This window comes from Gilliamella sp. Pas-s25 (genome assembly GCF_009795885.1).
In the GTDB taxonomy this organism is placed as follows: domain Bacteria; phylum Pseudomonadota; class Gammaproteobacteria; order Enterobacterales; family Orbaceae; genus Gilliamella.
Genome location: NZ_WTEV01000001.1, coordinates 123620 through 150216, shown reverse-complemented (window position 1 = coordinate 150216; position 26597 = coordinate 123620). Strand labels below are relative to the sequence as shown.

18 protein-coding genes, 4 tRNA genes, 1 pseudogene and 1 CRISPR repeat array (1 of these 24 cut by a window edge) are annotated in these 26597 nt (G+C 36.5%); of the genes and pseudogenes, 5 read left to right on the top strand and 18 right to left on the bottom strand.

What is annotated here, in order from left to right:
• Window positions 1-248: direct repeats of the CRISPR family, unit length 28 nt; unit sequence TTTCTAAACCGCCTATACGGCGTTAAAG; it reaches 500 nt to the left of the window's first position.
• An 831-nt stretch (window positions 249-1079) separates the two neighbouring features.
• Both purD and purH read right to left on the bottom strand, forming a co-directional pair.
• Complete coding sequence (gene purD / locus GQ593_RS00705; RefSeq protein ID WP_160430164.1) at window positions 1080-2369, bottom strand: phosphoribosylamine--glycine ligase; 1290 nt, start codon at window positions 2367-2369, stop codon at window positions 1080-1082.
• A gap of 109 nt (window positions 2370-2478) precedes the next feature.
• Window positions 2479-4071, bottom strand: a complete 1593-nt coding sequence (purH, locus tag GQ593_RS00700; protein WP_160430163.1) for a bifunctional phosphoribosylaminoimidazolecarboxamide formyltransferase/IMP cyclohydrolase — start codon at window positions 4069-4071, stop codon at window positions 2479-2481.
• A 466-nt stretch (window positions 4072-4537) separates the two neighbouring features.
• On the opposite strand from purH, the pseudogene GQ593_RS14110 reads away from it, so the two are divergent.
• Window positions 4538-4987: pseudogene (locus GQ593_RS14110) on the top strand (IS481 family transposase); the annotation flags it as partial.
• 50 nt (window positions 4988-5037) lie between these two features.
• On the opposite strand, the gene GQ593_RS00690 reads toward GQ593_RS14110, so the two are convergent.
• The 9 genes from GQ593_RS00690 to GQ593_RS00650 all read right to left on the bottom strand — a co-directional run bounded on the left by GQ593_RS00690 (window position 5038) and on the right by GQ593_RS00650 (window position 16313).
• On the bottom strand, window positions 5038-6015 hold the full coding sequence (locus GQ593_RS00690) for a hypothetical protein (protein ID WP_160430161.1): 978 nt from the start codon (window positions 6013-6015) through the stop codon (window positions 5038-5040).
• 822 nt (window positions 6016-6837) lie between these two features.
• Window positions 6838-7743: a GTPase Era gene (gene era / locus GQ593_RS00685; protein WP_160430160.1), complete on the bottom strand. Its 906-nt coding sequence runs from the start codon at window positions 7741-7743 to the stop codon at window positions 6838-6840.
• Window positions 7740-8414 carry a ribonuclease III gene (gene rnc, locus GQ593_RS00680; RefSeq protein WP_160430159.1) on the bottom strand — a complete coding sequence of 225 codons (675 nt, stop codon included), beginning with the start codon at window positions 8412-8414 and terminating at the stop codon, window positions 7740-7742. Before rnc ends, era begins: the two co-directional genes overlap by 4 nt.
• A gap of 11 nt (window positions 8415-8425) precedes the next feature.
• Complete coding sequence (gene lepB / locus GQ593_RS00675; RefSeq protein WP_160430158.1) at window positions 8426-9427, bottom strand: signal peptidase I; 1002 nt, start codon at window positions 9425-9427, stop codon at window positions 8426-8428.
• Between the two features lie 47 nt (window positions 9428-9474).
• A complete protein-coding gene (lepA, locus tag GQ593_RS00670) occupies window positions 9475-11271 on the bottom strand; it encodes a translation elongation factor 4 (protein ID WP_085247418.1) in 1797 nt (598 codons plus the stop codon).
• A gap of 167 nt (window positions 11272-11438) precedes the next feature.
• A complete protein-coding gene (locus tag GQ593_RS00665; RefSeq protein WP_272914579.1) occupies window positions 11439-12422 on the bottom strand; it encodes a MucB/RseB C-terminal domain-containing protein in 984 nt (327 codons plus the stop codon).
• A 6-nt stretch (window positions 12423-12428) separates the two neighbouring features.
• A complete protein-coding gene (locus GQ593_RS00660) occupies window positions 12429-12989 on the bottom strand; it encodes an RseA family anti-sigma factor (protein ID WP_160430156.1) in 561 nt (186 codons plus the stop codon).
• A 50-nt stretch (window positions 12990-13039) separates the two neighbouring features.
• Complete coding sequence (rpoE, locus tag GQ593_RS00655) at window positions 13040-13612, bottom strand: RNA polymerase sigma factor RpoE (RefSeq protein WP_160430155.1); 573 nt, start codon at window positions 13610-13612, stop codon at window positions 13040-13042.
• A gap of 217 nt (window positions 13613-13829) precedes the next feature.
• Window positions 13830-16313, bottom strand: coding sequence for a class I adenylate cyclase (locus tag GQ593_RS00650; RefSeq protein WP_160430154.1), 2484 nt, complete (start codon window positions 16311-16313; stop codon window positions 13830-13832).
• A 113-nt stretch (window positions 16314-16426) separates the two neighbouring features.
• On the opposite strand from GQ593_RS00650, the gene GQ593_RS00645 reads away from it, so the two are divergent.
• On the top strand, window positions 16427-17038 hold the full coding sequence (locus GQ593_RS00645; protein ID WP_160430153.1) for an NUDIX hydrolase: 612 nt from the start codon (window positions 16427-16429) through the stop codon (window positions 17036-17038).
• A gap of 356 nt (window positions 17039-17394) precedes the next feature.
• Window positions 17395-18195 (top strand): YdgH/BhsA/McbA-like domain containing protein, encoded by an 801-nt coding sequence (locus GQ593_RS00640; protein ID WP_160430152.1) that lies wholly within the window; start codon window positions 17395-17397, stop codon window positions 18193-18195.
• Between the two features lie 286 nt (window positions 18196-18481).
• On the opposite strand, the gene GQ593_RS00635 is transcribed toward GQ593_RS00640, so the two are convergent.
• The 6 genes from GQ593_RS00635 to GQ593_RS00610 form a co-directional block, all read right to left on the bottom strand.
• Window positions 18482-18556: transfer RNA gene (locus GQ593_RS00635), tRNA-Gln, on the bottom strand.
• 186 nt (window positions 18557-18742) lie between these two features.
• Window positions 18743-18817 (bottom strand) — tRNA-Gln (locus GQ593_RS00630).
• Between the two features lie 25 nt (window positions 18818-18842).
• Window positions 18843-18927, bottom strand: a tRNA-Leu gene (locus tag GQ593_RS00625).
• 37 nt (window positions 18928-18964) lie between these two features.
• A tRNA-Met gene (locus GQ593_RS00620) sits at window positions 18965-19041 on the bottom strand.
• Window positions 19042-19158: 117 nt separating this feature from the next.
• Window positions 19159-20259 (bottom strand): multifunctional CCA tRNA nucleotidyl transferase/2'3'-cyclic phosphodiesterase/2'nucleotidase/phosphatase, encoded by a 1101-nt coding sequence (locus tag GQ593_RS00615; protein ID WP_160430216.1) that lies wholly within the window; start codon window positions 20257-20259, stop codon window positions 19159-19161.
• On the bottom strand, window positions 20259-20870 hold the full coding sequence (locus tag GQ593_RS00610) for a TIGR04211 family SH3 domain-containing protein (RefSeq protein ID WP_160430151.1): 612 nt from the start codon (window positions 20868-20870) through the stop codon (window positions 20259-20261). Before GQ593_RS00610 ends, GQ593_RS00615 begins: the two co-directional genes overlap by 1 nt.
• Window positions 20871-21104: 234 nt before the next feature.
• On the opposite strand from GQ593_RS00610, the gene GQ593_RS00605 reads away from it, so the two are divergent.
• Together GQ593_RS00605 and GQ593_RS00600 are read left to right on the top strand one after the other, a co-directional pair.
• The gene (locus tag GQ593_RS00605) at window positions 21105-23222 is read left to right on the top strand and encodes an alpha-galactosidase (protein ID WP_160430150.1); all 2118 of its coding nucleotides are present in this window, start codon (window positions 21105-21107) and stop codon (window positions 23220-23222) included.
• A gap of 350 nt (window positions 23223-23572) precedes the next feature.
• On the top strand, window positions 23573-24577 hold the full coding sequence (locus GQ593_RS00600; protein ID WP_160430149.1) for a substrate-binding domain-containing protein: 1005 nt from the start codon (window positions 23573-23575) through the stop codon (window positions 24575-24577).
• A 142-nt stretch (window positions 24578-24719) separates the two neighbouring features.
• On the opposite strand, the gene GQ593_RS00595 is transcribed toward GQ593_RS00600, so the two are convergent.
• A complete protein-coding gene (locus tag GQ593_RS00595; protein ID WP_160430148.1) occupies window positions 24720-26435 on the bottom strand; it encodes a carbohydrate porin in 1716 nt (571 codons plus the stop codon).
• Window positions 26436-26597 lie beyond the last annotated feature (162 nt).

Sequence of the window (26597 nt, the reverse complement as noted above, 5' to 3'; positions counted from 1 at the left end):
CGTTAAAGCAGAAAAAACATATTCTCCCCGCCCTGTAATTTTTCTAAACCGCCTATACGGCGTTAAAGACATTGAAGAAGCTGACGGTTTCAAAAAATCTTTTCTAAACCGCCTATACGGCGTTAAAGCAATGATATAACAGAAGACGATCTAACTGATTTTTCTAAACCGCCTATACGGCGTTAAAGAATCTTTTGCTCTGAAAGAACCTTTTTCTATATTTCTAAACCGCCTATACGGCGTTAAAGTAGAACTTAAGATTCGATAAATCTTTCTGTATAAAGATAAACAACAATTTTGGCTTTGAAAACCCTTTTTTTGAGCTATTTTTTAATATTTTGATTTTATTTAATTTTAAATCATCGCTAAAAAAAGGGTTTGTAAGATTGTGTATTCAAAAAAAACAGAAAATAAATCAAATAAAATTAATATTTTTCCTGACCACTTTTTTAGGTTAAATAGCTTTTATCTGGGTATGCTGTTTTTGGTTTTGCGGATTGATTAGTTACTAGCGTCCTGACATGGTTGTGTAAACTGTTGAACTTTCTTGAAAATAAATAAAAAATCAAATAAAATCAATACCTTTCCTGACAATTTTTTTGGATAGTGATGCACTGTTTTTTAATAAAAAAAAGCAACTCATAAAAAACACCCAAGGCCATGTTGCTTTTGTTATTCCTGAGTCAGAATGTGCCGATAACAAAATAAGGTCACACGCCAAACAGGAATGTTTGGCGTGTTTGTGCTTTGTCTGGAACATAAATTTGAACAGCTGAGCAAAGCGCAGATAATTTCGAATAGGCGAGTATCAAGATGATACCAGTACGTAACCGCAGACCACAATTCTGCAGCCAAAGCGTGGGTTGTTAAGGAAATACGCTTTAATTTCCTAACTCAGACGTGGCCACTGTAGTTATTTTAATAACCCAAAACTCAAACGTCCGAAACCACTACACTCAATATATTCCATTCACCAATAAAAAAATTTATTATTTTGACCCCAAAACTAGTCAGAAAAACCATTGATTTTATTTAATTTTTTATTTTGTTGTTTTTTCACAAAAAACAATCCATCACCGCTATTTGTTTTGCTCACGCTCAATCGCACGGTAACCAATGTCTTTACGATAAAAACAGCCATGCCAATAAATACCTTTTATGTGCTCATAAGCACGCTGTTGCGCTTCAAGTATAGTATTGCCTAATGCGGTAACACACAGCACACGCCCGCCATTGGTGTAAATGCGACCTTTTTCTAAGCTAGTACCCGCATGGAAAATTTTGCAATCATCACTTGATTCGGCAGGCAGTCCAAGGATAACATCTTGGGTATTATACTCACCCGGATAACCGCCTGCTGCTAGGACTACACCTAATGCGGGTCTTGGATCCCATTTTGATTGTACGGTATCTAATTTGCCATCAAGTGCAGCTAAACAAAGTTTGACTAGATCCGATTGCATTCGCATCATTATTGGCTGGGTTTCGGGATCGCCAAATCGGCAATTAAACTCAATAACTTTTGGATTACCTTCTTTATCAATCATTAAACCCGCATATAAAAAGCCGACATAAACATTACCTTCTTGTGCCATGCCATTGACCGTTGGGTAGATGATTTCATCCATTATTCGTTTAAAAACAGCATCACTCACCACTGGTGCAGGTGAATATGCCCCCATACCACCAGTATTTAAGCCTGTATCACCGTCGCCAACACGTTTATGGTCTTGGCTAGTTGCCATGGGCTCTACATGTTTGCCATCCACCATGACAATAAAGCTGGCTTCTTCGCCATCTAGAAACTCTTCAATCACTACTCGGTGACCGGCATCACCAAAGGCATTACCGGCTAACATATCACGCACAGCATCTTCAGCTTCTTCCACTGTCATGGCAACAATCACCCCTTTACCAGCCGCTAGCCCATCAGCCTTAATCACAATCGGCGCACCCTTTTCACGAATATAGGTAATAGCTGGGTCAATTTCTGTAAAGTTTTGATATTCTGCTGTAGGAATATGATGTCGGGCTAAAAAATCTTTAGTAAAAGCCTTAGACCCTTCAAGTTGCGCTGCTAATTTTGTGGGGCCAAAGATTTTTAACCCTGCTTTTTGAAAACTATCAACGACCCCTATCACAAGAGGAGCTTCGGGACCAACAATGGTTAAATCAATTTGTTCTTGCAGGGCAAAATTGAGTAATCCCCCCACATCGGTTGCTTTGATATTAATATTTTCTAAACCAAATTCAAGTGCAGTACCGGCATTACCTGGAGCAACAAAGACTTTTGATACTAATGGCGATTGTGCGACTTTCCAAGCAAGTGCATGTTCACGCCCACCATTACCTATGATTAAAACTTTCATAAAAGCTCCTTTAAATACTTCAACCTAAAAGGGAGTGTCAATTTTTAAGTTTGACAAAACCAAGCAATCTATTTTTAATGAATTAATGACTCACTGATTTTATAAATGATTAATGTCTAAAATGGCGCATATGCGTAAATATCATTGCAATATTGTGTTCATTCGCAGCTTGGATCACTTCGTCATCGCGAATCGATCCACCAGGCTGAATTACACAAGTGACGCCTGCAGCGGCAGCAGCATCAACCCCATCTCTAAATGGGAAAAATGCATCTGATGCAACAACAGAACCTGCAACGTTTAAATTTTCGTCTTGCGCTTTAATGCCTGCTATTTTTGCGGAATAAACTCGGCTCATTTGCCCTGCACCAATACCAATTGTCATTTTATCTTTTGCATAAACAATGGCATTGGATTTAACAAATTTAGCCACTTTCCAACAAAATAGCGCATCGGAAAGTTCTTGGTCTGTTGGCTTACGTTTGGTGACTACCGTTAATGCATCTGGCGATATCATGCCTAAATCACGATCTTGCACTAACAACCCGCCATTGACACGTTTAAAATCTAAACTTGCTGATGCTGATGTTGACCATTCGCCACATTCAAGCACGCGCACATTTTTTTTTGCTTGAATGATGATGAGTGCTTCTTGGCTGACTGAAGGTGCAATAATCACTTCAACAAATTGTTTATCAACAATAGATTGGGCGGTTTTAGCATCTAACGGTCTATTAAACGCAATAATGCCACCAAAAGCTGAAGTGGGGTCTGTTTTAAAGGCTTTTTCATAAGCGTTTAAAATGTTATCGCTAACGGCAACACCACAAGGGTTGGCATGTTTTACAATCACACAAGCGGGCTCGTCAAATGATTTTACGCATTCAAGTGCAGCGTCAGTATCAGCAATATTATTATAAGAAAGTGCTTTACCTTGCAGTTGCTTTGCCGTTGCAATCGAGGCTTCTTTGGCATCTTGCTCAACATAAAAAGCCGCTTGCTGATGAGCGTTTTCGCCGTAACGCATATTCTGTTTTTTAATAAATTGTAGATTTAACGTTCTAGGAAACTCGCCCGATGGCTCATTGGTTTCACCCATATAAGGGGGGACTAATTGCCCAAAATAGTTAGCAATCATGCCGTCATATTTGGCTGTGTGTTCAAAGGCTTTAATAGCAAGGTTAAAACGATATTCAAAAGAAAGGGAATTTTGGTTATCATCCATCATGTTAATGATATTGGCATAATCATAACAATCAACCACAATAGTGACATCTTTATGATTTTTAGCGGCAGAACGCACCATTGTTGGACCACCAATATCGATATTTTCAACGGCGTCTTCTAACGTGCAATTGGCGTTAGCAACCGTTTGTGCAAAAGGGTAAAGATTGACAACCACCATATCAATTGGCGTAATTTGATGTTGTTGCATCACATCATCATCAATCCCTCGTCGCCCTAAAATGGCGCCATGAATTTTGGGATGTAACGTTTTAACTCGCCCATCCATCATTTCAGGAAATCCGGTATAGTCAGATACTTCCGTTACCGGTATCTGGTTTTCCATTAACAATTTTGCCGTCCCCCCTGTTGAAAGAAGTTCCACATTTCGTTCTGATAAGGCTTTGGCAAACTCTAAAATACCGGTTTTATCGGACACACTAAGTAAAGCACGGCGGATAGGACGAAACTGCTGCATGAGAAGGCTCCGAAGTTAATATCTAAAATCTTAGTTATTGGGCCAACATTATATATAAATTCAAATTAGATGTTTAGCATTAACTTGTTAAAAATGATCGAAACAGTTAAATGATAATATTTGACTTTTGTTCACTCTTAATACGTCAGTTATGATTTGTTCCAGACAAACCAAAATCGTTGCTTGGTGTGTTAACTTTACTCAGCTGTCGACCCATTCTGACGTCAGATTAATGGTTATATTTCCTGTTGGATGTTGGGCACTTTAAAAAATTAGTGTGTTCTCACTATAAAAATATTCAGTTAGCATATTGATTTTATCTAGTATTTACTCACATTGTTCACAACAATTAGAGAAATTACAGTAATTAATATACATAAAAAAACAAAACTAATGCCCTTTTACAGACAAGAGATATGGCGTTTTTATCTAAAAGGATAATCGTTATCGATCTGGCTGAACGCTAGTCTATATCGAGAAAAACAGTCTCATTGCTGCCGATATGCTCAATGATAATGTGCTTCCTTTTTTTGATAGTGAACAAATGCCACTTTTACGTATTCTTACAGACCGAGGTACGGAATATAATGGCCATAAGCAGATCCATGCTTATGAACTTTATCTTAATCTAGAAGAAATTGAACACACCAAGACCAAAGCCTACAGCCCTCAAACTGAGCGATTTCATAACACGATGAAAACACAATGTTATGATGTTTTATTTCGACGTAAGATTTATACGCAATTGAACGATATTGAGTAATGGCTTGAGTTTTACAACCGAGAAAGAGCACATTGTGGAAAATATTGTTATGGAAAAACACCATGGCAAACTTGGAACGGGGCAAAAGGGCAGGTTAAAAAAAGCAATTGGAGAATTTATTTTGTGCATCGGACACTCACTTTGTCAAAATAAGTGTCCGATGAATAATAAGCATCTGTCAGATTAAGTTTGAGCTACCACAACTAAGGCGTGACGCAAAGCCCCTCATATCTAGTATGCGGAGGATTGCGGAATACGTGGCCGTCAAACGTAGCCACAGCAAAGAACGTATTGTCACCGGTTGGGTCACTTACTGGGTAGCCGTCGTCACTGTATCTTGTTCTTCCAAAGTAAAACACCATTTTTCCCCACTCGGTAAAGAATCCAGCCCCGATTCGACGCTGATAGTGATTACCACTTGATGACGGTTTAGCGCCAAAAGCACCATAACATTCGCCGCTGTCTGGATCATTATGACGACAGACTGCATTGGTGAGATCTTTTACTTTCGGAAGTCGATAACCTAAACCATTACACCACTCTGCGTGGGATGGAACGCCAGGGTCTCTGCCATCTGTATCGCGACCGAGGAACCATTTCTGTAATACAAATCCATATGTTACAACCACATTACCATTTCTATCTTTACCCACTAACTCGAATGTCTGCGGTAATTTAGGCTTATAAATGAGACCTGGATATGTTGGATGTTCGCTTATTTCAATGTAATTACCATTCGCATCAATGATATCACCATCTGCTCTAGGACCTGTTAAAGTAACTCGCGTCACATCTTCTGGACCATCCATCCACATATCCCACCCTTCCACTGCTGTTATATGTTGCAATTCTACTGTAGCAGTTATACCCTCATGCGTGACGGGTTCCCAAGTCAACTGACTTGCATCAAACCCTTCTGTATCTAAATCAAAATATAATCCGTCAGCTCCCGTTGTCGGAAAATTAAGCGCATATGAGTAGGGGTCAATTGACTGTACTAGGAATCCTTTTTGTGAGTTCCATATGTCAACGGGACCTGCGTTGTCACCTACGCCCCAAACCAGATTTGGCCTAACGAAGTTGATGAATGGTGTTGGTGATAATATTATTGCATCACTACGATTTCTTTTTTTGGCGACCAATGCCTGTGAATGCCATGAAGACGACAATAACAATAACAATACCAATGCCAACGGAACTTTTGAAGATAATTTAGATAAATGTTTGGGGGATAACTTCGAGGATATCAACGAGATAAGAGAAAAAACTCGTCTAATGTGGTTATTTAAGAAATTCAAGACGGTGGTTTGCCATGTTTGGTGTTTGGTGTTTGGTGTTTAAAATGATAAAGCATTATGGTTTACCTGTCAAGTAAATTGTTGTTTTATTTGTCTTTTATGTTTTCGTTTGCTTGTTAAATAAGCAGTTATTTTAAATTGGTGAAAGTATAACCGTTTAAAAATAGCTTGGCTAGTTTTTTGGAGGAGTTTTTTTAAAAATTTTTTAAAGGTTATTTTGTTAAACTTTACGCAAAGGTTTAAAGAATTGAAAGATTTCTATTTTGATAAAAATAATTTTGCAGCTGAAGGTTTTCAAATATTTTGACCTTTTGATGAAATAAATAGCAACAATAATCAAGTCCGAAATCTAACCAAATCCCAAATAGCTTTGAAGAAAAACCTGAAGAAACTTCAAAACAATTAAGTTATCATATTGATTTTAATAAATTCTTTCTTAATAGCCTGTTAATAAAATCAAGTACTTATAAGATATTTTCAGGGATTTTATGTTTTGTTTAAAGTCTATTTGAATGCAGTTTTAATGCACCATTTTTGATTTTTTCTCGACAAAACATAGGCTAGATTTAAAAGCTTTAAAAAACAGAAAAATAGAAAAACAAATCAACGCATTAATTTTATTTAATTTTTAAATAAAAATTTAAAATAGAATCAAAAAATCAGGCATAAACATGCCTGATTAATGACAAAAGTCAAGTAAGATCTTTAATCATCACTATAACCTAAACTCCGCAATGCTCGTTCATCATCCGCCCAACCTGCTTTGACTTTGACCCAAAGCTCTAGATGGACTTTGTTGTCAAAAAATGACTGCATATCTTTGCGGGCTTCGATGCCTATTTTTTTGATTTTTTCGCCTTTATTGCCGATAACCATTTTCTTTTGCCCATCTCGTTCAACTAAGATTAATCCGTTAATGCGATACATTCCATTGCGTTCGTCTACTTTGAATTGTTCAATTTCAACAGTCACGGAATAAGGTAATTCATCACCTAAAAAACGCATAAGTTTTTCGCGGATGATTTCTGATGCCATAAAGCGTTGCGAGCGGTCAGTAATGTAATCTTCAGGAAAATGGTGTTCGCCCTCGGGTAAGTGTTTTTTGACGATATCTTTGATAATATCAATACCCTCTCCTTTTTCAGCACTAATTGGCACAACATCAAGAAAATTAACTTTTTGGCTAATAGTTTGAATATGCGGTAATAATTGTGTTTTGTCGGTGACGTTGTCAATCTTATTAATCACTAGCAGAACTGGACATTTGCAGTCTTTGAGTTTGTTGGCGACCATTTCGTCATCGTCAGTCCAATGGGTGCCTTCCACCACAAAAATCACTAGCTCCACATCACCAATTGAGCTACTTGCTGCTCGATTCATTAAACGGTTAATGGCTCTTTTTTCTTCAATATGAAGTCCAGGGGTGTCGATATAGATAATTTGGTTATTATTTTCTGTATCGATACCGACAATACGATGACGGGTCGTTTGTGCTTTACGTGATGTAATCGAAACTTTTTGCCCTAGTAATCGGTTTAATAGGGTTGATTTACCTACATTTGGTCGCCCAACAATGGCGACAAATCCACAATGTTGTATTGTTTCTGTCATTTTATACCTAATTGGTTGAGAGCTTCTTGTGCAGCTGCTTGTTCTGCTTTTCGGCGACTTAAACCACGACCTAAATACTCGTGGTTATCGTTGTCGATTTTGCATTGAATTAAGAATTCTTGCTCGTGGTTATCACCAGTTACTTCGACAATTAAATAACATGGGCGTGGACGATGAATTCCTTGTAAATATTCTTGCAATCTTGTTTTAGCATCTTTTTGTTTAATGCCGGGTTGAATTTGGTTTAAGCGACTTTGATACCACGCTAAGATTAGCGGACGAATTGTATCGATGTTGCTATCTAAGTAAATGGCACCAATAATGGCCTCAACCGCATCAGAAATAATTGATTCACGGCGAAATCCACCGCTTTTTAGCTCACCTTGTCCTAAAATAAGGTGATCACCCAATTTAAAATCTTTACCGATTTCGGCAAGTGTTTGCCCGCAAACTAACGTTGCTCGCATTTGGCTTAAGTCACCTTCGTCTTGTTTGACAAAACGGTGATAGAGTTCGTCGGCAATGACAACGCTTAAAATAGAGTCCCCTAAAAACTCTAAACGTTCATTATGCAGTTTATTAGCACTTCGATGAGTAAGTGCTAATTCAAGTAGGGAGATATCTTGAAACTGATAGCCGATTGATTGTTGAATTTGACTAAATTTTTTCATAAGTATAGTTATTAATGTATACCACCAATACGACTAAAGCGAATTCCAGTAGGCCATTGGTCGGGCTGTTTTTCAAAGCTCATCCAAATAGCAGTTGCTTTACCAACAAAGTTACCTTCGGGCACAAAACCAAAGTATCGACTGTCGCCACTGTTATCGCGGTTGTCGCCCATCATAAAGTAATGACCTTGTGGCACAACCCAAGTCGCTATAGGTTGACCATTTTGATGATAATAATATTTTGGATCTTCTAGCGAACCTTGCGTTGTTAAAATATCGTGCTGAGTGTCGCCTAGGGTTTCTTGTTGAATATTCATATTCAATGTCACGATAGAGTTAGAATCAACAATGCCTTTGTCGGCATATTGGTCTAAAGTATAAAAACTCGGGTTTGATTTGAACTGTTCATGCACTTCTTTCCAGTTACTTGGTTTTGGTTCGCTGTAATGTAAATCAAGTGGCTGCGATTGTTGCCCTACACAATTGCTATCCGTTGTTTGGCACGCTGGATAAATTAAAATTTGCTTTTCTTTAATCAGATAGACAATTTTATCACCCGGCAAACCAACAACGCGCTTAATCAGATCCATTTGTGGAATAGTTGGGTGTTTAAATACCGCTACATCACCACGTTTGGGGTGCCCTGTTGGAATGATAACGGTGTTGGTAATAGGATCACGCATACCATACGAAAATTTTTCAACCGCAATAAAGTCACCGATTAAGAGTGTTTGTATCATTGACCCCGATGGAATTTGAAACGGTTCGTATATAAATGAGCGAATAACAAATACCACAAACAAAACGGGAAAAAACGACGCTAAGTTTTCAACCCAACCTTTGGGTTTACCAACTTCGGCAAGTATTTTTCCATCTACTTCGCCATTACTTTGGGTGCGTACTTCTTCAACTTTACGCTGTCTTGCCGGTTTCCATTTAAACTTTTCTAAAAACCAGAAGATACCCGTAATGAATGTTGCTAATGTTAATATGATGGCAAATGTTCCAGCCATTTTTTTTCCTCTTTATATAAATCTTTTTATGGATTTGTTTTAATTAGTTAATCTTTTCCTACATGCAAAATCGCTAAAAACGCTTCTTGTGGTAATTCAACATTACCCACTTGTTTCATGCGTTTTTTACCTTCTTTTTGCTTCTGTAAAAGTTTCTTTTTACGACTTACGTCGCCACCATAACATTTGGCTAACACGTTTTTACGTAGCTGTTTAACTGTTGATCGTGCAATAACATGATTGCCGATAGCCGCTTGAATGGCAATATCAAATAGTTGACGAGGAATAAGATCTTTCATTTTTTCGACTAATTCTCGTCCACGATATGGTGCATTATCTTTATGGGTGATTAGGGCTAATGCATCCACTCGCTCACCGTTAATTAATACATCCAATCTTACCATATCGGCCGCTTGGAATCGTTTAAAACTATAATCTAATGAGGCATACCCACGCGAAGTCGATTTGAGTTTATCAAAAAAGTCTAATACAACTTCAGTCATTGGAATTTCGTACGTTAAGGCAACTTGATTACCATGATAAACCATGTTGGTTTGCACGCCGCGTTTTTCAACGCATAGTGTGATGACGTTACCTAAATAAGTTTGCGGAACTAATATGTTACATTCGGCAATCGGTTCGCGTAACTCCTGAATGTTATTTACCGCAGGTAATTTTGCGGGGCTATCAACATAAATTGTTTCGTTCGATGTGGTTAGCACTTCATAAACAACTGTTGGCGCAGTAGTAATAAGATCAAGGTTGTATTCACGCTCTAAACGTTCTTGGATGATCTCCATATGCAGTAAGCCAAGAAAACCACAGCGGAATCCAAAACCTAAAGCGCCAGAATTTTCCGGTTCGTAAAATAGCGATGCATCGTTTAGGCTTAATTTGCCAAGCGCATCACGAAAAGCTTCATAATCGTCAGAACTAGTTGGGAATAACCCAGCATAAACCTGCGGTTTAACCTTTTTAAAACCCGGTAATGGAGTTTGCGCAGGTGCTTTTGCTAAAGTTAAGGTATCACCTACTGGGGCGCCTAATATATCTTTGATAGCACAAACAACCCAACCCACTTCGCCGCAATGCAAGCATTGTTTGTCAACTTGTTTAGGGGTGAATATACCAAGTCGATCAACATTATAAGTCATACCTGTGCTCATGACTTTGATCTTATCACCTTTGTTTAATTCGCCATTTTTTATGCGAATTAATGAAACTACACCCAAGTAATTATCAAACCACGAATCAATAATCAGTGCTTGTAATGGTGCTGTTGAGTCCCCTTCTGGTGGCGGAATGTCGCTAACTAATTGTTCAAGTACATCAATAACACCAACGCCAGTTTTAGCCGAACAGCGAACAGCATTGCTTGCATCAATGCCAACAATGTCTTCGATTTCAGCTGCAACGCGCTCTGGTTCAGCAGCCGGTAAATCAATTTTGTTAAGAACAGGGACAACTTCAAGATCCATATCTAACGCAGTATAGCAGTTTGCTAGTGTTTGCGCTTCAACGCCTTGCCCTGCATCCACAACTAATAATGCCCCTTCACAAGCAGCAAGTGAGCGCGATACTTCGTACGAAAAATCAACATGACCTGGTGTGTCGATAAAATTGAGCTGATAGGTTTCGCCATTTTTAGCATGATAATCAAGCGTGACACTTTGTGCTTTAATGGTGATCCCTCGCTCACGCTCAAGATCCATTGAGTCGAGCACTTGGGCTTCCATTTCGCGATCTGACAGTCCACCACAAATCTGAATTATGCGGTCTGAAAGCGTTGATTTACCATGGTCAATATGGGCAATAATTGAAAAATTGCGGATATTTTTATTCATATTAATAAATTATAATTAGTATTTCGGTTATTAACGGTTAACTATCTAATCAACTACCTAAAACGCCTTTTGGTTATTACCAGCATTGCAAATAATTATATAGTCAGAAAGAGGAACATTTTACACATTTATCGCAACTAAGCATAGCGATATCGAGAAGTTTGCGCTTATTTCTGGATGATATTTTGTGCAATACGTTCAACCGTGGTACGCGGTAAATTACCAATGACGATAATATTTTTGTGACCTAAGTTAGTTGAATAAATAGTCTGCCCACCTTGTTGAATAATTTGGTGAGATTGCTTAGCTTGTTCAGATGATATGTTAACTGTAAACGAAAATACACCATCTGAAAACAGTTTAGTCGCAATGTCAGAACTATAAAAATTTAAATTATAGGCGGCTATTTCTTTAAATCCTTTAGGTAGCCAAGCTAGTCGCCATTGGTCGAGGGCATTATTTTGTTTTTCGATCGATAATAAAATCGGGTACGTTCGGCTATTGATGTTGTTCATCAGACCTTTTTTGTCAAAATTTTTATCAAGGTTGAGCACTTTTGTCTGGTTAATAATGTCACTATTTTGATCTAATAAGTCGACCCTGAGCGGTAAATAGGTGTCATCATCAATCCAAATCACGTAGCTATAACGATCCTGTTCTTTAGCGATGATTTTGACCAATTGCGCGCTGCGATTAGCGGTTCTTGCTTTGCCTAATGCAATAACGTCATAAATGTTTTTAAGTTCATTAAAATTATTATAGATAACATCAGGAAAAGCCTCGACAATGCGCGAACTAGTAATAGAAAATGCAGGACTGTCAGATTGAAAGTAACTGGTTGCGCCATTATGCAAAATGATCTCTTTATCAGAACCTTCAAGATAGCGCAAATAGGCGTTAATATTTTCCTTTGTAGTAGCACCTAAATGGTAATATTCGAATGTGATTGCATCCTGATTTTTATCTTGCGACAAGAAATAAATTCGATAATCTTGTGTTTGTACTGCATGATTCATTTTGTTTAATAATGCTAAGGCATCCTCAGTATCGTTAGCATAAATGGATACTGAAAAAAACGCAAAAAACAGAGTGAATATAATATTTCTACTCTGTTTTATAAAATGTTCAACGAAATTATTGGGTAATTTCATTTCGAATTAGCGAGCATTTAATCTTTTTTGCAATTCATAATCTTGCACCAGCAATCTGATTTTGTCATATTGCCGTTTTTCAAGTAATTGCTGGTCGTTTTGTTGATGAATCCCCCCCACAGGTGCCACATTCACACCAACAGGTACGGTATTTAGTGTAGGGCTTATACTGGTATTATCTGTTTGACCTTGATGATATTGCACACCAGCAATAATACCAAGGGTTACGCACGCAGCAAGTCCAACTTGGCTTGCTTTGGCAAAAAAGTCTTTAACGTGAATCCAAATTAGATTTTCAGCCTTTGGCAGTGTGGCTGTGTTAATATTTGGTTGATCAGCAAGTTGATTGTATAAATCTTCGGTTGCGATAGCTTGTGCAATTTGATTAGAGATATCTAAAGTTAATGAACTACTATGCAACTGACCGCGCATAGTGTCTCTTACAATATGGTAACGATGCCAGTATGATTGCAAACTTTCATCATGTGACATTTCATCAACAATGTGATCGTTTGTAAACTCACCATCCATAAGTAATGAAAGCTGCTCTTTGCGTTCTATTTGCATAGTAAATACCTTAAATTTATGACTACTGTTTATCAATGATTTTGTAGCCATTAACTGAGTAATGGTTTAATTTTTTCATCTATCGCATCACGTGCTCTAAAAATACGTGAGCGTACTGTTCCAACGGGGACATCCATAATTTCAGCAATTTCTTCGTAACTTAAACCATCGATTTCGCGCAAGGTAATTGCGGTTTTTAAATCATCAGGTAGTGCTTCGATCGCTGCAAATACGGTTTTTTTTACTTCATCTGAAAGTGCTAAATTTTCGGGATTATCAAGATTCCTTAATGAATCCGCTCCTTCGTAACTTTCGGCTTCGCTAGCATCAATATCTGATAATGGCGGCCTTCGTCCTTGAGAGGTCAAGTAATTTTTTGCCGTATTTACCGCAATTCGATACAACCATGTGTAAAAAACACTTTCACCTTTAAAAAGGCTTAACGACCGATAGGCCTTAATAAAAGTCTCTTGTACCACATCAGGAACTTCAGATGCTAGTACATAACGAGAAACTAAATGAGCTAATTTATTTTGATAACGAACCACAAGTAAATTAAATGCGTTTTTATCTCCGTTAAGAACGCGATCAACTAATACTTGGTCTGTTATTTGCTCCCCCATTAAAGGCCTTTCCTTATGTTAATAACTGTCAATCGGCCCTAAAAATTGTGCTGACATACAGTTAGATTCTTAAATTCAAAAAAAGTTCCCATTATTTTAATAGAAATTTAATTATTTTACTTATTAATTGTAAATTTTTACTCTTTTTATACTAAAACACATACTTTCCTGAAACTTTTTGACATGATTATTTTCAAATAAGATCGTTTTTGATCTTTTAATTCAGTGGAATGATCTCGCGTTCGTTACAGCCATTATAAGTAATTTGATAAAACTGAGGTAGATTAAAATTCACTGAGCTACTAGTCGTAAACGTAAAACGATCATCAGATAGGACATAAAATTCGTTGATATCTTTAACCATGTTGTCTTTTGATCCATTGCAATTACGATAAATTTCGACTTGGTTGTGTTCATTTAAGATATAAAGATCAAAACCTGAATCAGTATCTTCAAAAAAGAATTGAATGATCCCTGCATAAGCAACGCTGTCGATTTCTGTCGGTAATTCATTGGTTTCGTCTAAAATATTAAGTGGTCTACCTTGTACTTTGTTATTAGATACCGCCCCATAAAAATCAATCGCATTTTCAAATTGATGACATGAAACGCCTAATCGCTCAAAAAATAGATACCACGAAAAGCCCCCTATTCTTAATGGTTTGACTTGCGTTGAGTTGTTTTGAGTCGTAGTTAAACGTAGATCAATACATTCATCCATGAGCTTTTTCATTTGCTGTTTTATCTCAGCGCTTAAATATTCACTATAACAAAAAATTTCGATTGAATTGGGCAAGTCTGCATCTTTGTGCATGCGATTTAATAACGCCTTAATTGCCTCAAGTACAGAGAGTGCACCACTAAAATGGAGTACGCGAATTTCATTCCATGAATTGCGATACATAAGATCAATTGACCCCACCAAACTTCGCTCATGTTTGCCATAATTGAGCACACTATTGGTCACTTCATCGTCTAATTCAATGTTAGCAGTCGGATCGTCTTCTATATTTAAAATAATGGCTAAGTGACGGATTTCGCATGGACCATATAACTGTTCTTCGGTTGCTGCTGGCACATCAATAGGAAAGTAATTTTTGAGATCTTCGATCAATTGGTTAATTTTTGCGTTATTGCGATTTTCGCCGTCGTGATAATAAAATACGGTAGAATTCGCAATTAACCCGTTAAAATAACACCACCCTACCAATTTTACTAAGTATTTGCTGTATTCTAGATATTGATGGCCAATAATTGTTTGCATCATGGGTCTTTGATTATAGACATACCATCCCGATCGATTGATGCGATCTTCAGCCACATGAATAAATGTTAATGCATCTTCTTGCAAATTATCAGATATATTAAGCTTTAACGTTGTGATCTTGCCTGGTAATACTTCAAAAGCGGCATAGAGCTTGCGCGTTAAGATCGCCAGATCTTGAGGACTAATCAATGAATCTAAATTATTACGACGACCAAAATTGAGTAAATTTCGATAACCTGTCATCATGGTATGCAATAAAATCTCGTGTATTTCTCGTACTTGTCCTATTTTCCAAGTTTGACAAGCATCTAATTTGGCAATTTGTTGCTCATTCCATCCCCACTCTTTCACTAAATCACTCAAAATAGTGCGACGCCATGACGGTGACTGCATTGGAATGGACAGTTTTTCATTCACTTTTAAATAAAAGCAGTTACGGATTAACTCAAGTCGCTGAAAATCATTAATTTCAATGAGGTAGTTACTAATTCTGTCTAACAGCATGTAGTATGAATCTAGATACATTCCTTTATGTACTTTACCATTTTGAATCAGTTCTCTCATTTGATAAGCAACTGGCTTATTTTGTGGGTAAATCCACGAATACGCTTCTAATAACAGAGTTTTAAGTACCGCTTTAAATGGTGAATCAATACTTTTATAAAGTTGCCATAAACTTGCACCGAAATATTCTTCAGCCGATAAACTGCTTAGCGGACCAAAATCAATCCATTGATCTCGTTCAATTAACTTAAGATCAACCATTGCATTAACGCACTTTTCATAAGTTGGATAAGTGATGTTATTCACGGTAAAATTATAAGGTACCGCAAACCACAATAAAAATTTGCCTGCTAATAAATTGGCTGAACGGTAAAACTCTTCAAGCAACAAAATATGCTGCGCAGATCCGCAATTTTCGCCCATTAGACATTCATGATGTTTATTAATAAAACGATCGGCATCGACCACAAATAACGTTAATTTGACTTGTAAATTGTCAGCCCAGTTTTCGATTAAACGACATTTTTTTTGTAAGGCTTCTTTTTGTTGAGCGGTTAAACTGTTTTCAATGCATATCCAAATATCAAGATCAGATTGAACCGATTGCCCAATAGAACAAGTACTGCCCATTGAATATAAAGCTGATATTGCAGGGGAAGCAAGAGCTGTGGTTTCGTTTTTAGTTGCTAAAAAATTGAATTTGCTTTTAAGCAGTTTATTTACATCATCAGGCAATTGATAATAAGCAATACCTGAAGGTATATTATCTTCCATATATCCTGGCAATTCAGGAGAATGATAATGAAAAAGAGCAGGAAGTAATGAAAATACCTGTTGAAATTCAGCAGACATACCAATAAGCGCTCGCTCACGTTTCAAATTGGCAAGATCTTTAAGTTCTTTTTTTATGTTATTGATATAATATTGCATAGCTTCAATTAGGTAAAACACGCGTATTAAACTAACGCATTTGGTAAATCTAGCATGTTATTAGTGTAAGGTAAATAGAACAAAATTTTAAACTCCAAATAAAATGAATAATTATGATCACAATTGAAAACATAACTAAACAGATTAAAAAACAAGAAAGCACTAAATTTGTTGATAATAAAGCGGCGGTGTTATTGCCTATCGTGGATATTGATCAACAATTGCATCTTTTATTCCAAGTGAGATCGAAAAAACTAAAATGGCAACCGGGAGATATCTGTTTGCCTGGAGGGCGAGTTGAATTAACTGACATCAGCCCAAAATACACCGCCAAACGTGAAACTGTTGAAGAATTAGGTATAGACCTTAATCAAATAACGATTTTAGGACAATTACCCAAATTCATTGCCACATTAGGCATGATTATTTATCCATTTGTCGGCAAAATCAATTCACTGGATAATTTACAACTAAACCATGACGAAGTTGAACAAATTTTTACCGTGCCTATCGAGTGGTTTATGCATAATCCACCACAGTGCGCAACAATGTTTGTTGGGCATAAGCCTGCCGATGATTTCCCGTTTGATATCATAGCTAACCGTTCACCAAATTGGCAAAAAAGATCCGAACATCCCGTTTATTTTTATCAATATCATAATTGGGTTATTTGGGGATTAACCGCACAAATCCTTAAACGTTTTATCGAAACAATTGGCGAATAATTATATCGACAAAATAATTTAAACAAAGTGATAACAGGTTTAATTAGTACGAAATTAACACCTTTTTTAACAATTTACTTCATTTTAAGCAATTTGTGCTAGACAATCTGCTATTTGATTAAAAGCTCTTGAGGATTATTACAGAACGTCTTATAAAGGTAGTTAGTTGTTTTACAATTCATTCCTGCCAAAACAACTATATGATGTCTTGACGCTTTTAACAAGTAGACAAGGATAAGGCATTCTGGAGCTCCACAAGTTCGAATAATCTCGAAGCAATACCATTAATCTGCGAATTAAATAAGCGTTAAACAGTGATTTTCTATTTTAATAATCAAAAAGTGAAGGACTCAATCATGAAACGTTTTACCAAAACATCTATTGCTTTAGCTGTATTATTATCTTTACCTGTTGCTAATATTTATGCTGCTCAGCCGTTAACAGCTAAAGAAAGCAGTCTTTTAGTACCACTGAAAGAAATCTCGGTGACTGGGAGCTATTTACAAGCCGATAATGCTGCTGATGATATTTCGCGTGCTGCCGACAAAGAAGGTGCTAAATATTATCATATTACAGCAATGGAAAGCCCTGCTAATGGGACTTCATCAGATCGCGCTATCGTTTATGCCAATATTTATCAATCTAACGCACCAATAGCCGTACAGAAAGATGAAACTACATATAATGGGGTGGTTTCTTATGAACGTTCAAAAGCCCTTTACTATTTACCATTTGAAATTGTTAAATTTAAAGGTAATTACAATAACACTTCTGAAATTACCGAAGCAGCGAGTAAATTAGCTGCTGAAAAAAATGCCTACGCGTTTTATATCGATTCAATATCGCCTGCTAATATTAATAACCAAGCAGAAGATATCGAAGTTTCTTTATACAAACAAGATGCCCCAGTTAGGAATTATATCGTCACAACCGCTATAGAAGGTCAAGATGCTTACGAAATCAGTAGTGAAGCGTTTAAACACATGACCCCATATAACATGATTAGCTTCCATGGTGTATTTAACAATACTGCCGACATTAGTGCGGCTGCACAAAAACATGCCATTGCTAATGGCGCACATTTTTATTATGTAAAAGAAGTATCATCCAACTCAGCAAGCACAGCACAAACTGTTTTTGTGAACTTATATAAATAAGCTTGTACATTACTAAAATAAATCCCATGTGGGCAACTCGTTTGCTCCGTGGGTTCTGATTAAAATCGCTTCAGGTAGTATATTGATTTTTTTAGGTTTTTATTTTACCATTTTTAATTAAAATCAAGCAGTTATACTACAACAGTAAGCTAGCCATATCCCATACTTTCCTCGGTAAAGACTAATTGATATTTTAGTTTTAATTCAAGACCGTGTTTTTATCCGTCGAAAAATATTTAGCTAAAAATATTATTGATTTTATTACATTATTTAATGTGTTTTTGGATGGCTGGGGTACCAGGATTCGAACCTGGGCGTGGCGGGATCAAAACCCGCTGCCTTACCGCTTGGCTATACCCCACTATAGAAAGTGAAAATCACCTTTGATACGAGCTGTGAGATTTGAACTCGCACACATTTCTAAGCTAGACCCTGAATCTAGTGCGTCTACCAATTCCATTATGCTCACATGCAAATAGTGAATAATTAATACACCAAAAATTGATACAAATCAAAGAATGAAATACCAAAATTATGCATATTGGAATGGCTGGGGTACCAGGATTCGAACCTGGGCGTGGCGGGATCAAAACCCGCTGCCTTACCGCTTGGCTATACCCCAATAAAGGATAGAGTTTAAGATTAAATGGTGCGGGTGGAGAGACTTGAACTCACACGCCTTGCGGCGCCAGAACCTAAATCTGGTGCGTCTACCAATTTCGCCACACCCGCACTGAACACTTTCGGTAAAAGTACTACCTAATCTTAATGGTGGCTACGACGGGATTCGAACCTGTGACCCCATCATTATGAGTGATGTGCTCTAACCAGCTGAGCTACGTAGCCATTTCATTCGCAACGTCGTAAGCAACACTGCGAGGCGCATTATGCTTGTGTTACGCCAAATCGTCAACCCTTTTTTTAAGATATTTTGAAAAAAAGTGATGATTGATTAAGATGCAATCAAATCCAGTTTAATAACGCTTCAATTCTCCTTTTTTGTAACTCAACATGGATTTGTTTTCCCGTATAGCCTTCCGCAATAATGTGTTGTACATTGACATTATTGGCAATTTTATAGGCTTCTTTTAAGTAATTTGCTTGTGCAAATGCTGTTGTTTTGACAAAAGCTTCGCTTGCAATAATTAATTGTTCAAGGTGCAAAGGATTGCGCCATACATCTATACCATTTAGTAAAGAAACAATTTGCTCAGCAGATAGTATCTGCACTCGCTCAAGATCGTTACGATATTGCTGAACCATGATGGCAACTTTCGTATAGTTGTTGGGTACTTTAATTTTTCTACATAACGCTTCGACCGTTGATTTGTTAACTAACAGTGCACACAAGACAGCGAAACGGATAGTTAAATCGTTAGTTAACAAGGTAGATTTTTTTAGTGCATCAATAATATTGGTTGATAAATTTAATGATGGAAACAGTAATGTAAGTGCTCCACATTGTGCCAGTACTTGAAAATAGATTTGAGGATTTGAAGTGGACAATGCCTTTTCTGTTTCCTTCCATACTCGCTCTGGTGTTAGATAACTAACCTCACCAGCTGATACCATTTGTTTCATTAATGCTAGCGTTTGTGGCGCGACTGTAAAACCCAATTGGTAAAAACGCGCAGCAAAACGTGCCACACGCAATATACGTAGTGGATCTTCTCGAAAGGCTGGCGAGACATGGCGCAAGATTTTATGATTGATATCATCAACACCATTATAAGGATCGACAATATTACCATTTTCATCCATGGCAATGGCGTTAATGGTTAAATCACGGCGAATCAGATCTTGTTCTAATGTGATTTCTTTACCAAAATCGCAAATAAATCCAGTATAACCTTTACCTGATTTGCGCTCAGTGCGAGCCAATGCGTATTCTTCTTTTGTGTCGGGATGCAAAAATACCGGGAAATCTTTACCGACCTGTTGATACCCTAAAGCCAAAAGCTCATCTGGCGTAGCGCCAACAACAACCCAATCATGGTCGGAAACAGGCAAATGTAACAATCTATCGCGTACACTTCCACCCACAAGATAGATTTTACCCACAATCACATCCAACGATCTTTTTTGCGTCGGCTAGGTATAATTCTTGGCAATATAAGCCCTAAAATAAGACCACCGCCGGCAACAAGACCGCCATAAGTAAACCAAGTTACAATAAGATCACGACGTTTATCATCCACTTGATTTAGCATTGATTCAATTTGTGCGCCTTGCTCTTTAACTTGTTGTTCTAAAGCTTGGTTTCTATTTTGTAGTGTTTCAATGGATTTTTCAGCCGATTGCAATTTTTGGATATAATCACTCACTAATTTTTGTTGATTAGCTTCGGCATTATCAATTTTATCTTGGTATTCTGTCAGTTTTGCTTCTAACGCAGGAAAGCGTTCTTTATAGCTAGGCTGCTCATTTAGTTTACTCGTTTCAATCCAAGCAGCATTGCCATTATTAAGTTGAATGCGGGTATATTTACCATCCGCACTTTTTTCAAGTTCAACAACTTTTTCACCGGCTTTAACAGAGTTAGAATACGCATATTGCGAGCCCGGGCCACGTCGCAAATAGATATCAACATTATCATTCACATATTTGTCTATAGTATAACCATCAAACGAAATGGCAAAAAGCGAAAGTAGCCCAATAATATTTTGTTTTTTCATTATATTACCAATAATTACCCTTAAATAATCACATAATAACATAAAAAAATGGCAATTCGCATATTCATTTTATGATAAATGGTTTTAAAGTTTAAGACTAAGGTAGTCATCACCAAAAATAAAATCGTTTACATTTTATGAGATCTTAATCACAAAATATAAAATTTAAGATACTGTTTGAGACAAATAGCCCTTATTTTATAGGAGTAATTAAATTATAAATTTGGAGCCATTATGAACTATCGTCTAAAAAATAGCTATATCGATATCTTGTTTCGCACAACACCTTATCCTGAATTATGTTATTTTGGTAAACGATTACAAAATTTGCAATCTGAGGTTGTTGACTTGCTAATCCCAGCTGTACCTAATTCTCGTATAGATGTCCATGTACCATTTACTCTTTGTCCAGAAGAAGGATTAGGTAATTTTAGTACACCAGGACTTGAAGGTCATCGAAATGGTAAAGATTGGTCTCCCGTTTTTGCAACCAAAGAAGTTAATCAAACCGATAATGACATTACCATTATTAGTGAAGATAGCATTGCTAAACTCCGTTTAACCAACCATTTCATTTTAGATAACAGCGGCGTGCTTCAATGCCAAAATACTTTAACCAATTTGGGGGACGAACCATATCAAGTTAACCGACTTTCAGTTACGTTACCCATTCCTGAACGTGCACAAGAACTAATGGCATTTAGTGGCCGTTGGATTAAAGAGTTCTTCCCTCATCGAACAAAAATAACACACTGCGGTTATTTACAAGAAAATCGCCGAGGTCGAACATCACATGAGTATTTCCCTGGTATGATGATTGGTACGGAAGGCTTTAAAGAACAAACAGGAGAAGTCTGGGGAATCCATTTGGGTTGGAGTGGCAACCACCGAATTCAAGTTGCCGTTAAAAGTAACGGTAAGCGTTTTATTCAAGCCGAAGCCCTTTATCTTGCAGGTGAAATATCTCTGGCTAAAGGTGAGTCGTTAAGCACACCTTGGTTATATGCAACTTATAGCGATGAAGGCTTAAATAAAATGAGTCAGCATTTTCATCAATACTTGCGTAATAATATTATTAAGTTTTGTCATAACAAATCTAGACCAGTCCATCTTAATACATGGGAAGGCATCTTTTTTGATCACAACCCTGATTACATTATGAAAATGGCCACTAAAGCGGCCCAAATTGGTGTTGAACGTTTTATTATTGATGATGGCTGGTTTGGGAAACGTGATGATGATTATCAAGGGTTAGGAGATTGGTATCTTGATAAGAGAAAATATCCAAATGGATTAGAACCAGTAATTAAACACGTTAAAGACCTTGGTATGGAATTTGGTATTTGGGTTGAACCAGAGATGATTAATAAAAATTCAGATCTTTATCGTGCTCATCCAGATTGGTTACTTGAGCTATCAGGTTACCATCAACCAGAAGGTCGCCATCAGTATTTGCTGGATTTACAAAATCCTGATGTTTTTGAATATTTGCTTGAAAGACTAACATGGTTACTTAGTAGTTATGATGTTGATTATATAAAATGGGATATGAATCGAGAAATTGTGCAACCAGGTCATGAGAGTAAGCCAGCAATTGTAGGTCAAACTAAAGCGCTTTACCGATTACTTGATATTTTGCAAGAAAAATTCCCGAATATTGAAATTGAATCTTGCTCATCTGGAGGTGGACGCATTGATTATGAGATTTTAAAACGTACACAACGTTTTTGGACTTCAGACTCTAATGATGCATTAGATAGACAAATTATTCAACGAGGCATGAGCTATTTCTTCCCTCCTGAAGTAATGGGTGCACATATTGGTGGTGCATTATGTCATACCACATTCCGCGAACTACATATGAATTTGCGTGGTCTAACAGCCTTATTTGGTCATATGGGTGTTGAACTCGATCCAGTAAAAGAGTCTGAGCAAGAACAAAAAGGGTTTGCGCATTATATTAGTTTACATAAACAATTGCGCCCTTTATTACATAGTGGTAGCTTTGTGCGTTTAGATGTCGATGATACTCCAGCGATGCAAAGTTATGGTGTGGTCAGTCAAGACCAAAAAGAAGCTGCATTTATTATTGCTCAACTAACATTACCAACTTATGCTTTAAGTGGTAATTTGCGATTATCAGGCTTGTTAGCTGATAAGCAATACCAAATTGAAGTGCTAGATATGCCCGATAATATCGATCCTAAAATAAACGGTCATGTTATGAAGGCATTACCACAATGGATGATGACTGAAACAACACTGTCTGGTGATTGGTTAATGAATGTAGGCTTACCTTTGCCAGTGCTTGATCCTGCAACAGCAATGTTAATAAAAGTAACCGCTAAATAATATTATTAACGCCCATAACTCAATTTTTTAATAATAAACTGGGGGAATTAGCAATTTTGCTAATTCCCCCAGTTTATTATTAGATTACTACTAAAAAGATTCGAATTGCTAATATGTCAATGATATTATTGGCAAACATTTTTTTTTACCTTATTATAACTATTTAAGTCATATACTAAGAGTGTTGAAAATCAATAATCTTATAGATGCCAGCAAAAAGATTGTGAGTTGACGATTTATTCACCTATATTTTTCTATATTGTTTATAATCAACAAAACTCTATATTGACAAACATTGAACATAAAAATTATAAATATTTTATTAGTAGTAATTAATTAAAAGGTTTTTTATGGCGACAATAAAAGATGTTGCACGTTTAGCAAAAGTTTCTGTTGCAACCGTATCCCGCGTGATTAATAACGCAAATAACGTACGAGATAATACGCGAAATATCGTAAAAAATGCCATGGAAAAGTTAAATTACTATCCAGATGCTAATGCGCGAGCTTTGTCACAACAAAATTCGAATACCATTGGTATTATTGTAGCCGATGTTTCAGATCCGTTTTTTGGTGCAATGGTTAGCACCGTTGAAAAAGTTGCTTCACGAACTGGGCATTTTTTGTTGATTGGCAATGGTTATCATAATGAGCAACAAGAATATAATGCCATTACCCAATTAATTGAGCATCGCTGTTCGTCGTTAGTTGTGCACGCCAAAATGATCCCCGATAATGCACTTAAGAAATTGATGCAACAAGTGCCTGGAATGGTTCTGATTAACCGTATATTAAAGGGATTTGAAAAGCGCTGTATTGCGCTTGATGACCGTTACGGTTCTTATCTTGCCGTCAAACATTTAATTCAACATGGGCATACCAAAATTGGTTATTTATGTTCAAATCATAACATTTCTGACTCATTTGATCGTTTACAAGGTTATAAAGATGCTTTATTAGAACATGGAATCGAGGTTAATGAGAACTTGATTGCTATCGGCTTACCCAATGAAATAGGTGGAGAACAAGCAATGATGTCGTTGCTTGAAAGAAACTGTCATATCACCGCAATCGCTTGTTACAACGACTCAATGGCAGCTGGTGCAATGTCGGTACTTTATGAGAATGATATTAAGATTCCAAATAATATTTCGATTATTGGATTTGATGATCTTGTTTTATCACGTTATTTACATCCTAAATTAACCACTATTCGTTACCCATTACAAACAATGGCAGAACAAGCCGCTGAATTAGCATTAAAGCTGGCTAAAGGTGAAGCGCCACCATCAAATTTAATTAATATTTTTATACCAACACTTACCAAACGTTATTCAGTAAATTGTATAAAATAGTTAATATTTAATGAAATTTACACATCCAGTATATAAACATCAGCAAGCTATTCACTTTTCATCTGAACTATATAAGTAACTTTGACTTAATAATAGTTCAGATGATGAGTTTAATATTATCTCCTATTATGTGAAATTGTCATTAAAACCAAACTTCTGTTTGTACACCAAAACTAATTTGATGATCTTTACCATTAAAATCAAATTGACTAATATCATTTTGCAACGCTTCTATATAAGAAACATAAAAACGGATATCAGGTCGTGAAGATAAAATACTTTTTCCAACTTTGAATGAATGATAAAGTGTAGTTTTATATCCTTCTTCAATATAAGTTTTACTTTTGACTTTATTCTTTTGCCTAAAGTAACCTAGTTCAATACCACTTTGGTTGTAAGTGTCCCATATATAAGCGGGTCTTATTGCTGATTTAAAGCTGGTAAAATCAGTATGAGGAAGATTAAGATCATAAGAGTAAACATCATTACCTGAAGTTAACGCCAAAGCATGAGCAACAATAATATCATCGCTTAAATAGGCTTCACCTTCTGATACGAAGCGATAAGCTTTACCGCCAGTATGCGTACCAATATAGTCGTTATCCGAATTGCTAGCAAACTCTGGATTATTAGTATTAATGTTAGCTAACTGTGAAGCAACGGAATTGGTTGCTGTCTGTAATGTAAACTGATTAAATCCACCAAAAAATTCATTTTGACGCAAAACAAAGCTGCCAAGCCAAGCATTTTTAACAGATACATTATCTTGGATTTTAGATTTATTGGGTGCTGAATAACGCGCATTCACACCAAGCGTTGCATCTTTCCATAATGGAATATCACGATAGCGGATTTCTAGTTCGTTTAAATCAACTTCTTCTTTTTTATACTGGGTAATTTTATTTCCATTACCATCATCTTTAGCGGCTTCTTTTTTATTTTTTACATTTACATCTGCTCTAACTAAAGCTAAATCAAGTGTACCCATTCCAAATTTAAGATTTTCAATACCTATCCCCCCGCCTGCTGGCGTTTTTTGCGTTTTCCAATCAAGCATTTGTATTTCATTATAAGGTAAAGAGTGTTTACCAACCCATAATTTCGCATCAGGAAAACGTGGCACAAATCCTTTTGTTTCTAAATAGATATCTGAAAATTGCATCAGATTATCATCTTGAGTATTAAATAAACCCGCAGCTTTATTTGTTGCAACGTTTCCATCAATCATAACAATTGCATCAACGCGTCTGCCATCTTGATCATAGACTTTTTGCTTAAAGATAAGATCATACCAACCACCATATTCATTACCAAATCGACCTAATGCACCTTCTGCATAATTTTTAGGTTTACCATTACTTGAGGTTGACCAACCACCACGAAAGTAGCCATTATAAGAAAATCCTATTTCATCTTTAATATAATCTTTAAATTCAGCTAAAGTAAATGAGGTTTTTTCTGGATAATTTTCACTTTGTATGGTTTCAGCTTTTGGTGTGTTAACAAGTACAATTTGATTATTACTTACTTGTACAGGACTAACAGGCGCCTGTTGTTTTATAATTATTGCTTTTTGACTATTTTTAAGCGATTTTTTCTGATTATTGATAACCATTTGTTGTTTTTGAAGATGATTATTTAATTGAGCAAGCTGTTTATTAGACTCTATTACTTGCTTTTTCAAATCATTAGACTCTTGACTAAGTGCTAATAATTTTTGCTCTAATAACGCAATTCTTGCTTCTAACTCATCTTGAGTTGCAGCCATAGCATTTGGTAAATAACACAAGCCCAGCATCGTTATTAAAACAATTCGTTTTGGCTTGATTTTACATACTATTTTTTTTGAAATTTTCATTTTTCCCCCTATTCATTATTTAAAAAATAGATAAATATTTTTTAAATTTGAGACAAAAAAAAACCTAAAGAATAGTTATAACTATTCTTTAGGTTTTGCCCGCTATAAGTCGGTAACAATCCAATACCTTTTAATAGGTGGTTTCAATATAACCAATAAAAA

Excerpts from the sequence above, each read along its gene's own strand:
- GQ593_RS00605 (WP_160430150.1), top strand. The coding sequence starts at position 21,105 with ATGAACTATCGTCTAAAAAATAGCTATATCGATATCTTGTTTCGCACA.
- lepA (WP_085247418.1), bottom strand. The coding sequence starts at position 11,271 with ATGAATAAAAATATCCGCAATTTTTCAATTATTGCCCATATTGACCAT.
- GQ593_RS00660 (WP_160430156.1), bottom strand. The coding sequence starts at position 12,989 with ATGCAAATAGAACGCAAAGAGCAGCTTTCATTACTTATGGATGGTGAG.
- GQ593_RS00600 (WP_160430149.1), top strand. The coding sequence starts at position 23,573 with ATGGCGACAATAAAAGATGTTGCACGTTTAGCAAAAGTTTCTGTTGCA.
- rnc (WP_160430159.1), bottom strand. The coding sequence starts at position 8,414 with ATGAAAAAATTTAGTCAAATTCAACAATCAATCGGCTATCAGTTTCAA.
- GQ593_RS00645 (WP_160430153.1), top strand. The coding sequence starts at position 16,427 with ATGATCACAATTGAAAACATAACTAAACAGATTAAAAAACAAGAAAGC.
- GQ593_RS00640 (WP_160430152.1), top strand. The coding sequence starts at position 17,395 with ATGAAACGTTTTACCAAAACATCTATTGCTTTAGCTGTATTATTATCT.
- lepB (WP_160430158.1), bottom strand. The coding sequence starts at position 9,427 with ATGGCTGGAACATTTGCCATCATATTAACATTAGCAACATTCATTACG.
- purD (WP_160430164.1), bottom strand. The coding sequence starts at position 2,369 with ATGAAAGTTTTAATCATAGGTAATGGTGGGCGTGAACATGCACTTGCT.
- GQ593_RS00595 (WP_160430148.1), bottom strand. The coding sequence starts at position 26,435 with ATGAAAATTTCAAAAAAAATAGTATGTAAAATCAAGCCAAAACGAATT.
- rpoE (WP_160430155.1), bottom strand. The coding sequence starts at position 13,612 with ATGGGGGAGCAAATAACAGACCAAGTATTAGTTGATCGCGTTCTTAAC.
- GQ593_RS00610 (WP_160430151.1), bottom strand. The coding sequence starts at position 20,870 with ATGAAAAAACAAAATATTATTGGGCTACTTTCGCTTTTTGCCATTTCG.
- era (WP_160430160.1), bottom strand. The coding sequence starts at position 7,743 with ATGACAGAAACAATACAACATTGTGGATTTGTCGCCATTGTTGGGCGA.
- purH (WP_160430163.1), bottom strand. The coding sequence starts at position 4,071 with ATGCAGCAGTTTCGTCCTATCCGCCGTGCTTTACTTAGTGTGTCCGAT.
- GQ593_RS00665 (WP_272914579.1), bottom strand. The coding sequence starts at position 12,422 with ATGAAATTACCCAATAATTTCGTTGAACATTTTATAAAACAGAGTAGA.
- GQ593_RS00650 (WP_160430154.1), bottom strand. The coding sequence starts at position 16,313 with ATGCAATATTATATCAATAACATAAAAAAAGAACTTAAAGATCTTGCC.